We start from the raw sequence: 12,365 nt of genomic DNA, 5'->3' as shown, positions 1-12,365 counted from the left end.
CTTATGTAGAATGAATTTTTCATGAGTCAGACTGCGAATAAAATAAATGATGCTTTGTGCATTGCGTTGTGGGTTATTGATACAGATCGAGCCAGCATTGCTTGGAGTAACCGTCATGCTAAAACTTTGTTGAGGCAGAATACTTCGACTGCCAATTTTGAGGGAGGCTTCTTCTTCGATCATGACTTTCTAGCCACGCTAAGATTGATGGTTGTGGCTTACGACATCGGTGAGCAAGTTACTTTTGAATGGCCAACCCCCCTGGGGAAGGACGATGCTATTGAATGTGTTAGCACTATTATTTCATTAGGTGGCGAGCGCCGTGGTTTAGCGGTTCAGGCACTCTTGTCGAATGGATCCCCTCTGGATATCGAAATTGGATTGATTAAACAACTTGGTAGCTTGTCTGTTGCCATGCTCAATTATGATGGCGGCTTCCTTGAAGTGAGTGATGTGTTTGCTTCTCGTTTTGGTGCTGTCTCGTCGATGAGTGATTTATTTGTCACTAACAGCAATGTCTCTGCATTTATGAGTAAGCTGTCCCTTGGTCAACCCTTTACTCAAGAAATTCGACTGTCCACGCTTAATGGCGTGCGTTGGCATCAGTTGGAGGTAGTGTTTCACCCTGAAGGCAAAGTGCTTTTAATGGCGAACGATATTCAGCAAGAGAGAGGACGAGAGAACGAAATCTTCCGCTTGCACCACTTTGATATGTTGACAGGGTTACCGAATCGCTATCATTTATATCAAACGTTAGAGAACATCCTAGAAAGTGGTAATAAACGCTTTGAACATTGGGGTATTCTTTATCTGGACTTAGATAATTTCAAAATTGTTAATGATACTTTTGATCATCGTGTCGGTGATGAGTTGATTCAGCAAGTCGCATTGAGAATTCAAAGTGTCATTCCGAATAATGCGGAGTTATATCGCTTAGGTGGGGATGAGTTTGTTATTTTTTTGACCAATATATTGGGTGTAGAGAGCTTACAACAAGTCGCGAATCTCATTACTCGAAATGCGTTGAATACGTATTTTATAGCCAATATGGAAATGATGGTAACGGCCAGTATCGGCATCGCTTGTTACCCTGAACATGGTGATAATGTCGATCACCTGCTTAAAAATGCCGATGCAGCGATGTATCGTGCGAAATCGATTGGTCATAATACCTCCTTTGTCTTCGATGTGGATATGATCGACACCATTCGAGCGCATTTAACGTTAGGTGGTGGTTTACGTAAGGCCATTGAAGAAGAAGAGTTTGAATTGTTTTATCAACCTAAAGTGCGCTTGTCAGACGAAGTAACGGTTGGTGCCGAGGCTTTGATCCGCTGGTTTCACCCTGAGCTAGGGCTCATTAGTCCTGATCAGTTTATTCCTATGGCAGAAGAAAGTGGGATGATTTTACCTCTTGGTGAGTGGGTCATACGCACGGCATGTAAACAAATTAAAACTTGGCAGGATCAAGGCATTCCCCCCATTAGTGTATCGGTAAACTTGTCTGGTCGTCAGTTTATGCAGACAGATTTAGTCGAAATGGTAGCGCAAGTGCTTGAAGAGACAGGCGTCGACTCCCAATACTTAGAACTTGAGCTAACGGAAAGCATGCTAATGGCGGATGCTCAACAAACCATAGAGAAGTTACATGCTTTTCGTAAGTTGGGCGTAACCTTATCGATTGATGACTTTGGGACAGGTTATTCGTCTTTGGCTTACCTTAAAAAATTTCCTATTCAAACGCTAAAAATAGACCGCTCTTTTGTGAATGATCTTGGTATTAGTGGTGGGGATGATGCAATTGTTAAAGCCACCATTGCCATGGCAAAAAGTTTAAATCTCAAAGTGATTGCCGAAGGGGTGGAAAACCGCTCCCAAATCGATGTGCTTAATGGCTTTCAGTGCCAAGAGGTTCAGGGGTATCTTTTTGCTAAACCTATGAATACTAAAGACTTTGTTCACTATATGAAAACTCAAAAAATGATCGGCGTTAGTGAGGCTTTGGACTCTGCGACATCGACTGTTTAAGCAATATTAGAAAAGACTTGATGGATGAGGCTCTGTTTTAACAGAACAAGTCACCTTCCTGGCTTGTCTATCGGGAATGATGTCCATAAACTAGGTAAAATTTATAAATTTTGGAAGCATTGTGTCAACGTTAGAAAGCCTTTCGTGCCCTATCGATCAATTACCTCTAAACCAACAAGAGAGAAGTTTACGTTGTGCCAACGGTCATACTTTTGACTTGGCTAAATCAGGCTACGTTAATTTGTTGCCAGTGCAAAATAAGCGCTCTAAACAGCCTGGTGACAGCAAAGAGATGGTGCAAGCGCGTCAATCTTTTTTAGAATTAGGTCATTATTTTCCAATTGTCGAAGAAATTACGCGCACTTGGCCTGTGGTTTTGAATGCGAAACCCACTGTTCGCATATTGGATGCGGGTTGCGGTGAAGGCTATTACCTGCAACATTTAGCGAAACGTTTGGCCGACTCGTCAATGGTTACCGAGTGCGTGGGAGTAGACATTTCTAAATGGGCGGTCGCGGCGGCCAGTAAACGAGATAAATCAACGTCTTGGGTGGTAGGTAGTAATGCTAGCTTGCCTACCCCAGCGGGGCGTTTTGATGCCATTTTATGCTTGTTTGGTTTTCCTGCTTTTTCTGAATTTCAGCGTGTTTTGTCGGATGGTGGTGTATTATTATTAGTTGATGCAGGTCCCGATCATTTAATCGAACTGCGTCAGATTTTGTATCCATCTATCCATGAATACAAAGCGCCCTATAGAGAAGGAATGGAGGATTTTCGTCTTATTCAAGAATCCAGTTTGAGCTATTCGTTTTCTTTGTCCTCTCAAGAGGAGATTCAGCAATTACTTTGTATGACGCCACATATACATAAAGCCTCTTATGCCGGCAAGGAAGCCGTCAAACAACTTAGCAATCTGGCGTTGACTGCTAATATTTATTTTCGTTGGTATCAAAAAGGATGAAGTTATAAAACATGCCTAATAGTTTGGATACGCTTTTTGAGAGGAATAAAGCTTGGTCTGAAAAGGTCACAGCGGAAGATCCTGAATTTTTTTCCACCTTATCCCAACAGCAGCGTCCTGAATATTTGTGGATTGGTTGCGCTGATAGTCGCGTGCCAGCGAATCAGATTGTTGACTTGTTGCCCGGTGAAGTGTTTGTTCACCGTAATATTGCCAATGTGGTGGTTCATACCGATTTGAATTGTTTATCCGTGATTCAATTTGCGGTGGATGTGCTAAAAGTGAAACACATTATGGTGGTCGGGCATTATGGCTGCGGTGGTATCAAAGCCGCAATGGATTCCCGTGAGCATGGCCTAATCGATAATTGGCTACGTCATATTAAAGATGTCTATCGCTTGCATAAAGCAGAAGTGGATGCCATTGGCGATGACTGTGAGCGCTTTGATCGTATGTGTGAATTGAACGTTATAGAGCAGGTTGCTAATGTGAGTCAGAGTAGTATTGTGCAGAATGCGTGGCGTATCGGCCAGGAGTTGCATGTGCATGGATGGTGTTACAGCATTAATAATGGTCGCATTAAGGATCTAAAAGTGTCTGTAAAAAATGCTCAAGAAGCACAAGACCAACTCAATAAAGGGTATTGAGAGTTCGGCTTGCCTTATATAAGGCAAGCTTGAAGACTGTAGTTTCTCAGTGTGCCGTTCAACATAACAATATGTCTTCGCTGGTTTATGTTGAACGGTCAATAAGCAAGACTGCCTTATGGTGCCTATAGGTGGTTGTTTTCGGCAATGGCTCTTGCGCACCCTGCGATGGTCGAACGTAACCATATGTGGCCTGGGTCGTGCTGCAGTAATGGGCTCCAAAGCATCTTCAGTTCAACGGGAGGAATATCAAAAGGAGGCGGTAAGACCACAACATTTTTGTTACCTTCCATCAGTTTGGTTGCCAATGAGGGTAACGTAGCAATTAAGCCCAATTGTTCCGTAGATCGCATCGCCACGTTATAGTTGCGCGTGAAAAGACGAATGTTTCGCTTAAAACCAAGGTCGGCTAAGCTACCATCTACCCAGCCAAGCTTTTGTACTTCTTCAGGTTGAATGCCAACCCCTACACCAAAACCTGTTTTGCTGACCCACACGTGAGAAGCTGCCAAATATGTATCCAGCGTAAAGTTTTTTGCTATGTCCGAATCGGCTGGTAATAAGCAGGAGAAGCGATCTACCCAAACGGATTTCTGATGAAAAGACTGCGGTAATGTATCGAAGCGGTTAATCACCAGATCAACTTTGCCTTTTTCCACATCATGAAAACTAACATCACTCGGATTCATGACGTCTAAAATGACACTTGGTGCTTCGCTTTGCAGCTTTTTCATTAGCGGAGGAATTAAGGTGGCTTCCGCATAGTCACTTGCCATAATGCGAAAGACGCGTGAGCTGGATTCTGCTTCAAAGTTTTGGCCAAGGTGCAGCACTTCATCTACAGATTGAAGAATGCGTTGTACGCGGGGCTGTAATTGAATAGACAGTGCTGTTGGCATCATGCCATCACTGGTGCGAACCAATAATGGATCATGGAAAAGATCTCTAAGACGTCTTAAGCCGTTACTCATGGCTGGTTGGGTAATCCCCAGCTGGTTAGCAGCGTGAGTCACATTTTGTTCGCGTAACAGGGAGTCTAAATAACGAAGTAGGTTTAGATCGATTTTATCTAGCTGCATAAGGGGCTCATGTCAATTTGCACTTGCTTCATGATACTGTATTTACGTGTCAAATAGAACGATCAGCCCCGAATTATGGCATCAAATTACTTTTTTCGAGTCAGTTGAGAGATGACTTCATAACAGGCCCCCATTGTATGGTAGTCCGTTTTTCCAGCAGGGCTTTTGCAATCGTCATATGCTTGGTTGTTCTGCTGCAAAATACGAAACCAAGCGCCGTACTTATGATCAATCATATGTTGCCAAGCGTACTGCCAAATAGCCTGATAACGCTGCCAGTAGACGTCTTTGCCTGTCGCTTGAGCGAGCATAGCGGCGGCGGCAAAGGATTCGGCTTGAACCCAGAAGTATTTATCACCATCACAAATATTCCCTTCGGGATCGTAGCCATAGCAAAGACCTTTATTTTTCTCATCCCATGCTTTTTCCCAGGCTTGATCGAAGAGATAGATTGCTTTATCAACGAACCCGCTCTGAGTCTGTTTTTCTAGGTTGACTCGTTGGTGAATCAATAATAACAGTTTGGCCCACTCGGTTTGGTGGCCCGGTTGGAATCCCCAAGGGCGAAACAAGTGTTTCGGATCGTTTTTGTTGTATTCCCAGTCAATCTGCCAATCTTGGGTATAGTGCTCCCAGATTTCTCCTCCGGCAAGACTGGCTTGTCGTTGGCAAATGTTTTCAGCAAGGAGAATGGCTCTATCCAGATAAGCGGTTTCTCCCGTGGCATCATAAGCGGCAAGCATTGCTTCACAAGTATGCATATTGGCGTTTTGCCCTCGATAAGGCGAAACTTGCTGCCAGTCTGCGGAAATTTCATCCTTATACAGGCCATATTGTTCATCCCAAAAGTGCGTTTCTAATAAATCGACGGTTTCTTGAATCCATGGATAGGCCTCCGTTAGGCCCGCTTGATAGGCACAGGAGTAAGCCAGTAAGACGAAAGCGAGACCATAACAGTGATTGGTTTCATCAAGATTGGTGTCTTTATTAAGCAGCCAGACATACCCGCCATTATCTCGTTTATGTCTCTCCCTTAGATAGTGTATTCCATGTTGCACAGCCGCTAAATATTCGACTTTGGGTTGGTTCTGATAAGCTTTGGCGTAGTTAAAAACAAATCGAGTACTGCTGACTAAATGACGTGTGTCTTTGTCATAAATATCGCCGTTATCTTTAAAAAATTGGAAAAAGCCACCATTAGGGTCGATACAGGCAGGATGATAAAAATGCATAGTGGAGTCTATATGCTGCTGTAAAAAACCCACAGAACGAAAGTTGGGAAGTGTGCTCATATGGTTTTCCTTATTATTGATATTAATGGGTTTTATGATTGTTTTTACGCTCTTTTTTAGACATAGTAACGACCAGAGATAACAGAATACTAGCGCTTTTTTGTCCCTTAAATCCATCTTCTTTCGTCATCTCATTATCACGGGTCAATACTCAACCATAGAGCGTTTTATTATTTACCAAAGAGTCATGTTTATGAAATCCCTTGGCAGCACATCAGAACAAAGTCGCATTTATAACGAACGAATTATTTTGCATTTAGTGCGCCGGCGCCCCGGCATTTCTCGGGTGACAATTGCCGAAGAAACAGGACTTAGTACACAAACCATTTCGGTGATTACTTCATCCTTACTGGATCAAGGCTTGCTTGAAGTGTCAGGTAAAGTGCGTGGAAAGCGTGGTCAACCATCGGTTAAGCTAAGCATTAATGCCCAAGGAGCCTATGGACTGGGAATCAATGTTGACCGTGATCATATCAGTGCAGTATTGCTGGATTTTAGTGGGCATTGTGTTTTATCTCTGGAACGGGATGTGCCGTTTCCAACGGAGCAAGTGGCAAAAGACATTGCAAGTGAGTTGATCAGTGAAGTGAAAGCGCGCCTTCAGGACGATTGGATAAAAGTTAAAGGGATTGGTTTGGCGAAGCCGGATTATATGGATGGTTGGCTAGACTCGTTAGTGACTGATAGCGAGTTGCGAGTGGATTTAGTTCGCTTACAGGCAGAATTAACCTATTGGCAATCCGATGCGTTTGAGACCTGGTTAGCCAGTGAAACGGGCTTAATGTGCTATAAAGAAAACGATGCTGTTGCGGCGGCAACCAGTGAATTATTGTTTGCTCAAGGGACTCAGGTAAGGCACTTTTTCTATCTATTTGTCAGTATTGCTTGCGGGGGCAGTATTGTTGCGGATGGTGAGTGCTATCTTGGTGCTCACGGTAAAGCGGGTAGCTTTGGGTTAATTCCTACCTTATCGGGTAAGCATGGTCGTTGGATTCTTGAAGCGTTATCTCTTTCCTCATTAAGGCGGTTTTTTGCCCATCACCTTCAAGAATATCCACAGTCGCATGAGGCTTGGAAAGCACCAGATGTTGTGGGTTTAATTGATAGATGGAGTGGCGAGGTTGCTGAAGAAATACAACCAGCCCTCAGCGCGGTGATTGCATTGCATGATCCGCAGATGATCATGATTGGTGGGCGTTTACCCGTTGCAGTTGTTGATCATTTGATTCGTCATATGACTCGGTTACTTAATCAGCAAAGCGTTTTGCCTGTGCCTACGATTAGTGTTGCTCAGCATACAGCGACAGGAGTAACCATGGGGGCGGCGGTGCTGCCCCTTTATGAAACCTTTGCTCCTCAGCGTGATGTTTTGTTGTTAACTACGAATGTCAAGTAATTGACATCCATGCGAACGGGGCGCGCGTGGTGAGTTTATGGGTTGCGCTTGATCACTGAAATAGTGATGTTATTCACATACTATCGTTTACGACAGAGAATATTTACCACAGAGAAAACTATGCGTTTAGAGATCCAGTGTGAAGATAGAATTGGCATGATAAGGGGGATTCTTGATTTTTTTATCCCTTACCAAATTGATATTCGCTTGATTGAAACGGACTCAAAGCGCCGATGTTTGTATTGCGGTTTTCCCGATATTCCTTTTGCTGATTTGCAGTCTTTGTTAGCGGATATTCGTCGTCTTGATGGGGTTGAGGACGTTAAGACTGTTATGTTTACGCCCTCGGAGCGTGAGTATAACGCCTTGAATACCTTGCTTGAAGCCTTGCCAGATGGCGTTGTTGCGGTGGATTTAAAAGGCTATATCACTATGGCCACCGAGTTGGCTGCGGCGGATCTGGGAGTGCCGATTGGCGCATTAGTGGGAAAGCCGTTACAGCAGTTTATCAAAGGAGTGAATTTCTCCAGAATGGCTTGGGAAGACATGGCAGAGGGAATCAGTAAGCGTATTCGTCTGCAAAATAAATCGGTTCTTTTGGAAATGAAGCCCATTTTTGTTCCAGATGGAGAGGGTCATGCTAATCCAGCCGGTGCGGTTATTCATTTAAAATCCCAAGCAAGGTTGAACCGGCAAACAGAGCATTTTAAACAGGCACCGGATATTGAAAAGCATCTTGAAACTTATTTTCAGAAGGACGTCATTCAAAGTGCGGCCATGTGCGACATGCTACAAAAAGCCAAAGCGTTTTCTATCATGTCAGAGCCCTTATTGTTGTATGGGGATGTAGGGACGGGTAAAAAAGAGTTACTGCGTGCTTTATATCAGTATTGGTTAGAGCAGCAAGCGGACGGTGGTGCCCTGATGCTTCGTCATGCTCGCGAGATAAGTGCTGAGGACATTGCTAAATTGGATCATGCTTCTGGCTGGTTTGCCATTGAAGAATTGGAATATTTGGCGCCAGAACTGCAGGTAGATTTGGCGAATTGGTTATTGCGTCAGCCAGAGCATTCGACCAGTGAACAAAGAAAAGTAAGGCTTATCGGATTGACTTCTTTGCCGAAAACGCAACAGATTGGCGAACAGATCCATTCGACGTTGTATTTTGCATTATCTTGTTTGCAATTGCGTGTTCCCTCACTAAAAGAGCGTACAGATGATCTTAAGGGGCTGGTTCAGCAGACACTTCAAGGGTTATGTGAGCGTTACAGTGTCCCTATGCCAAGCTTGACTAAAGCGGCTTTAGTCAAGATGTCGTTATACTCTTGGCCGGGTAATATCAAAGAGTTAGAGAATGTATGTTTACAATCACTTGGTTTGGGGAAAAGCCAATGGGATGCCGATGACCTTGTCTTAACCGATGATCGGAACGAAGAAATAGCGCTTGAGCTTGTGGATGGCTCTTTAGATAAAACGCTGAAGTTATGGGAGTCACAGTTATTGCGGCAATTGTACCCACAGTTTCCGAGCACTCGGCGTTTGGCGAAAGCTGTGGGATTAAGTCATAGTGCGATTGCGAATAAACTAAAAGAGTACAATATTGGTGGCTGAAGAAGAGGAAGGAATAAACAATAAAAAAAGCCACTCATCGAAGATAAATAGCTTTTCGTTGTGCGTTACTTTCTTGGTAGGTGACCCTTCATGGTAGCGGTCAACTTGAACTGTGAGTCTGTACTGTACCAGACCTGCAGTGGCCAAGCATTAGTAATAGCGGCGATGAGGCATGCGCTTAGGGGTTTTTTTCTCAGTCTCAATTTTAATCGGCTGCATAGTTTTTTTGGGCTGAGAAACTTGTCTCTGAATAGTCACTGCAAAAAATGCAATGGCAGCACAAGCAGCTACGAACATTATAAATTCAAACATAGTGTCTCTCCAAAAATATCTTTATCTTTATTAAGACAATCATGAGTCATAATCATGACTGCGTAAAGCCTGTTTTGTTGTAATTAAGTAAATGGGGATGATCAAAGTCAAAAACAACCCTATTTAAAAACGATCACATTTTTAGTCATTTTGAGTGTTAATTGATCTAAATTGATGATTCGTCAAAAAGGTCGATATACTAGCCTTTTTGATGAATCATGGTGATATAACCTATACTAGCTGGAAAAACGGTTAAAGACTGTATCGTTCACGTAAATATCGAGCAACACCGTCTTCATCATGGTGGCCGATTACATTGTCTGCTGCCTTTTTTATATGTTCTAAGGCGTTGTCTGTGGCGTATGCTTCATCTGCCATGGCAAACATGGTTAGATCGTTATCCCCATCACCAAATGCGATAACACGTTGAGCTCCTATCTCCTCTTTCAATTCCATCAAAGAAGAGCCTTTACATGCACCGCTATGGTGTATATCCAACCAATAAGCGTCTTTATTATAAATGCCACCACCGGAATAGGCGGTGATGTGTTTGTGTTCACGACTGTCTACCACAATGCGTTCAATTAATTCGGGTCGACCTAATGCACTGATGTTTGTGATAACAGCGTGAGGATCGAGTTCTTCAATAGGGTGAAGGCTTAGTTGATCGTGGCTGCCTAATTCATTGGCAATGTGATCGCTCAATCGGCCTTTTAGTGCTGGGTGGTAGACTTTATGTGAGCCGTTTTCATCCAAACAAAACACGAATGGCGTGATCTCGTGCATTTCGAAAGATAAGAGTGTTTGGGAAATTAACTCAGGAGTTAAAAAGTTGCGATGGCGATAGGTTTGGCTGTTGGGATTCCACCATTCCACACCGTTTTTGAAAATTTGCCAGAGAGGAAAGTCATGGCCTGCGATACAGGGCTTTGCGGCAAAATGCGTGCGTCCAGTGGCCACTGTATACGCTATTCCGGCGGCTTTTAATCGTTCTAGTGTGTCGCATGTATAGTCTGATAGACGCTGACCCTGATTTAATAAGGTACCATCCAAATCAAATGCTAATAAATCCATCTCTACCTCACGTTCATAGGGCTTATTCATAGGGAAAGGCACTATGGATAGCACTGTTGTGTTAACAAGCCAGTATAGAGTTGAAGACTGGCTTGTTCGAGCCGAACAATTGATTATTCGGCTTTTTTGCTTAACGCCACCCCATCAAAGGTGATGCCATCCCAACCATGTTGCATAAATTGACGAATGTTTTGATGATCTGTCCCTTCTGGATTTTCTAACACGTCGATGCGGTAGAAGTGACCAAATAAAGGTAAGGTTTCTTCAGGAGAAAGCTGATGTAATTGAGCAAAGTAAAAAATTTTACAGGAGCCATTGTTTTCGTTTAGCCCATTGACTAGTTGGCCATTAGTAAACGAGGTTGCAGTGAAGGTGTATTCGTTTTCAATGACGCTAATGACTTCTTTAAACTGTACTTGATCTGGTGCGCCTTTGACTTGTTCTAATATTGAGTCGGTTGTTAACATGAGTTCTCCATTCTTTTACATCTGAAAGAAGAGGCGAATACGCCTTGTGCATCTCGGATGATCATATGGCTCGCCTTACAAGCCTCTAATCGCTTGTTATTCAGGCCATGCCGGAACAATAACCGATCTGCACTTATTGTCATCTTTCCTTAAAGCCCGCTATGGCTTAGGGGATTATAAAACGGAATGCTAAATATTTGCACGACCATTACATTGTTAACCGATTGAAAAGTCTTTATTAGATTTATGCGGCCTCTTCTAACTCTGGGGAGTCGAAGTACCTGATGACAATTTGATAAGTTATCACACATAGCACACCACACGCTGCCATGGTGCCAAGCATGGGGATAAAGGTGCCGTTGTCTAGCAAGCTGACGATGACACCGCTCAATGCCCCAGAAGAAAATCGTAAAGTTCCTGCTAAGGCTGCGACACTACCGTTATGCTTGCCAGAATGCTTTAATGCACCCGCCATAAAGCCGCTACCTAAGATACCAATACATCCGGTAAACAGCATACAACTGATGACGAGTGCAGCCAGAGGCGGATGTTTAAAGAAGGTTAAGACAATCATTGCAACGGTGGCGCCGAATAACACCCTGACAGTGTATTTAACCAAATATTCAATACCAACTTTTTCGACAAAGCGATTATTAATCGTCGTGGCAATCATCATGGTGATGATATTGAGGCCAAATAGAAAGCCGAAATGGGAGGGTGCCACATCGTATAGTTCAATATAGACAAATGATGATCCTGTTACAAAACACATTAAGCCTGCAAACTGAAAGGATCCCGCCAGAATGTAACCCACCACAGCAGGCTTTCTCAGAATAACACCATAATTACTTAGGGCAGATTTAAAGGATAACGGTGAGCGATTATCTTTATGTAATGTTTCTGGGATGGTCTTTAAAAATAGCCAGATGGCTACGGCCGCGATAAGCGCTAAGAAGATAAAAATAAAGTGCCAATTAAATAAGGTTAAAATCGCTCCCCCTACAATGGGGGCAACCAAAGGTGCTATGGACATGACTAGGATGACCATGGACATGGCTTTGGCAAATTGGTCGCTTGAAAGGCCGTCTTTGACTAATGCCGGAATGCTGACGGCGACCGCTGCACCGCCAACAGCTTGTATGGCACGACCAATGATCAAAGTACTGAAGCTATGTGAGAACGCACAAAAAATGCTACCAGCAATGAAAAAAGAGAGGCCTGCAACGACAACTTTGCGGCGACCAATGGCATCGGAAATAGGGCCAAATAAAATTTGTAGCACAGCAAAGACAATTAAGTACATGCTGAGTGTCATTTGTACCAAATGAATGGGAACATTTAAACTCAATGCAATGGTGGGTATGCTGGGTAAATACGTATCGATCGCCAGTGGCGTAATGCCAGCCAAAAGACCGAGTACTAAAAAAACAGGTAAGGTTAATTTCATAAAGTTAGCTGCGCATCAATATAGAGAAATAGAGCATCAAATTTCGATTTA

The 12,365-nt window shown here is 43.3% G+C and carries 11 protein-coding genes; 5 read left to right on the top strand and 6 right to left on the bottom strand.

What is annotated here, in order from left to right; all coding sequences use genetic code 11:
* Window positions 1-21 precede the first annotated feature (21 nt).
* The 3 genes from AC0VYG_RS13990 (at window position 22) to can (ending at window position 3,636) form a co-directional block, all read left to right on the top strand.
* Entirely contained in the window at window positions 22-2,028 is a 2,007-nt protein-coding gene (locus AC0VYG_RS13990; RefSeq protein WP_475428594.1) for a putative bifunctional diguanylate cyclase/phosphodiesterase, read from the top strand.
* A 121-nt stretch (window positions 2,029-2,149) separates the two neighbouring features.
* A complete protein-coding gene (locus AC0VYG_RS13985) occupies window positions 2,150-2,989 on the top strand; it encodes a putative RNA methyltransferase (protein WP_475428593.1) in 840 nt (279 codons plus the stop codon).
* Between the two features lie 11 nt (window positions 2,990-3,000).
* On the top strand, window positions 3,001-3,636 hold the full coding sequence (can, locus tag AC0VYG_RS13980; protein ID WP_475428592.1) for a carbonate dehydratase: 636 nt from the start codon (window positions 3,001-3,003) through the stop codon (window positions 3,634-3,636).
* Window positions 3,637-3,761: 125 nt separating this feature from the next.
* On the opposite strand, the gene AC0VYG_RS13975 is transcribed toward can, so the two are convergent.
* Window positions 3,762-4,715, bottom strand: a complete 954-nt coding sequence (locus AC0VYG_RS13975; RefSeq protein ID WP_475428591.1) for a LysR family transcriptional regulator — start codon at window positions 4,713-4,715, stop codon at window positions 3,762-3,764.
* A gap of 86 nt (window positions 4,716-4,801) precedes the next feature.
* Window positions 4,802-6,007, bottom strand: coding sequence for an AGE family epimerase/isomerase (locus AC0VYG_RS13970; protein ID WP_475428590.1), 1,206 nt, complete (start codon window positions 6,005-6,007; stop codon window positions 4,802-4,804).
* Between the two features lie 193 nt (window positions 6,008-6,200).
* Here AC0VYG_RS13970 and AC0VYG_RS13965 point away from each other — a divergent pair, with 193 nt between their 5' ends.
* Window positions 6,201-7,403, top strand: a complete 1,203-nt coding sequence (locus tag AC0VYG_RS13965) for an ROK family transcriptional regulator (RefSeq protein WP_475428589.1) — start codon at window positions 6,201-6,203, stop codon at window positions 7,401-7,403.
* Window positions 7,404-7,523: 120 nt separating this feature from the next.
* Window positions 7,524-9,014 carry a TyrR/PhhR family helix-turn-helix DNA-binding protein gene (locus tag AC0VYG_RS13960; RefSeq protein WP_475428588.1) on the top strand — a complete coding sequence of 497 codons (1,491 nt, stop codon included), beginning with the start codon at window positions 7,524-7,526 and terminating at the stop codon, window positions 9,012-9,014.
* A 150-nt stretch (window positions 9,015-9,164) separates the two neighbouring features.
* Here the strand turns inward: AC0VYG_RS13960 and AC0VYG_RS13955 are convergent, their stop codons facing one another.
* The 4 genes from AC0VYG_RS13955 to AC0VYG_RS13940 form a co-directional block, all read right to left on the bottom strand.
* Complete coding sequence (locus AC0VYG_RS13955) at window positions 9,165-9,326, bottom strand: hypothetical protein (RefSeq protein ID WP_475428587.1); 162 nt, start codon at window positions 9,324-9,326, stop codon at window positions 9,165-9,167.
* A gap of 252 nt (window positions 9,327-9,578) precedes the next feature.
* Window positions 9,579-10,430, bottom strand: a complete 852-nt coding sequence (locus tag AC0VYG_RS13950) for an HAD-IIB family hydrolase (RefSeq protein ID WP_475428586.1) — start codon at window positions 10,428-10,430, stop codon at window positions 9,579-9,581.
* An 83-nt stretch (window positions 10,431-10,513) separates the two neighbouring features.
* Entirely contained in the window at window positions 10,514-10,867 is a 354-nt protein-coding gene (locus tag AC0VYG_RS13945) for a HopJ type III effector protein (protein ID WP_475428585.1), read from the bottom strand.
* 244 nt (window positions 10,868-11,111) lie between these two features.
* A complete protein-coding gene (locus AC0VYG_RS13940; RefSeq protein WP_475428584.1) occupies window positions 11,112-12,314 on the bottom strand; it encodes a Bcr/CflA family multidrug efflux MFS transporter in 1,203 nt (400 codons plus the stop codon).
* Window positions 12,315-12,365 lie beyond the last annotated feature (51 nt).

The sequence above is a fragment of the Marinomonas sp. 63XJN7_7_ISO-PGPR-S23-202 genome (assembly GCF_056173505.1).
This window is presented reverse-complemented; position numbering and strand designations above follow the sequence as displayed.

Coding starts and splice junctions, on each gene's coding strand:
- AC0VYG_RS13950 (WP_475428586.1), bottom strand. CDS start 10,430: ATGAATAAGCCCTATGAACGTGAGGTAGAGATGGATTTATTAGCATTT.
- AC0VYG_RS13940 (WP_475428584.1), bottom strand. CDS start 12,314: ATGAAATTAACCTTACCTGTTTTTTTAGTACTCGGTCTTTTGGCTGGC.
- AC0VYG_RS13945 (WP_475428585.1), bottom strand. CDS start 10,867: ATGTTAACAACCGACTCAATATTAGAACAAGTCAAAGGCGCACCAGAT.
- AC0VYG_RS13990 (WP_475428594.1), top strand. CDS start 22: ATGAGTCAGACTGCGAATAAAATAAATGATGCTTTGTGCATTGCGTTG.
- AC0VYG_RS13960 (WP_475428588.1), top strand. CDS start 7,524: ATGCGTTTAGAGATCCAGTGTGAAGATAGAATTGGCATGATAAGGGGG.
- AC0VYG_RS13955 (WP_475428587.1), bottom strand. CDS start 9,326: ATGTTTGAATTTATAATGTTCGTAGCTGCTTGTGCTGCCATTGCATTT.
- AC0VYG_RS13975 (WP_475428591.1), bottom strand. CDS start 4,715: ATGCAGCTAGATAAAATCGATCTAAACCTACTTCGTTATTTAGACTCC.
- AC0VYG_RS13970 (WP_475428590.1), bottom strand. CDS start 6,007: ATGAGCACACTTCCCAACTTTCGTTCTGTGGGTTTTTTACAGCAGCAT.
- can (WP_475428592.1), top strand. CDS start 3,001: ATGCCTAATAGTTTGGATACGCTTTTTGAGAGGAATAAAGCTTGGTCT.
- AC0VYG_RS13965 (WP_475428589.1), top strand. CDS start 6,201: ATGAAATCCCTTGGCAGCACATCAGAACAAAGTCGCATTTATAACGAA.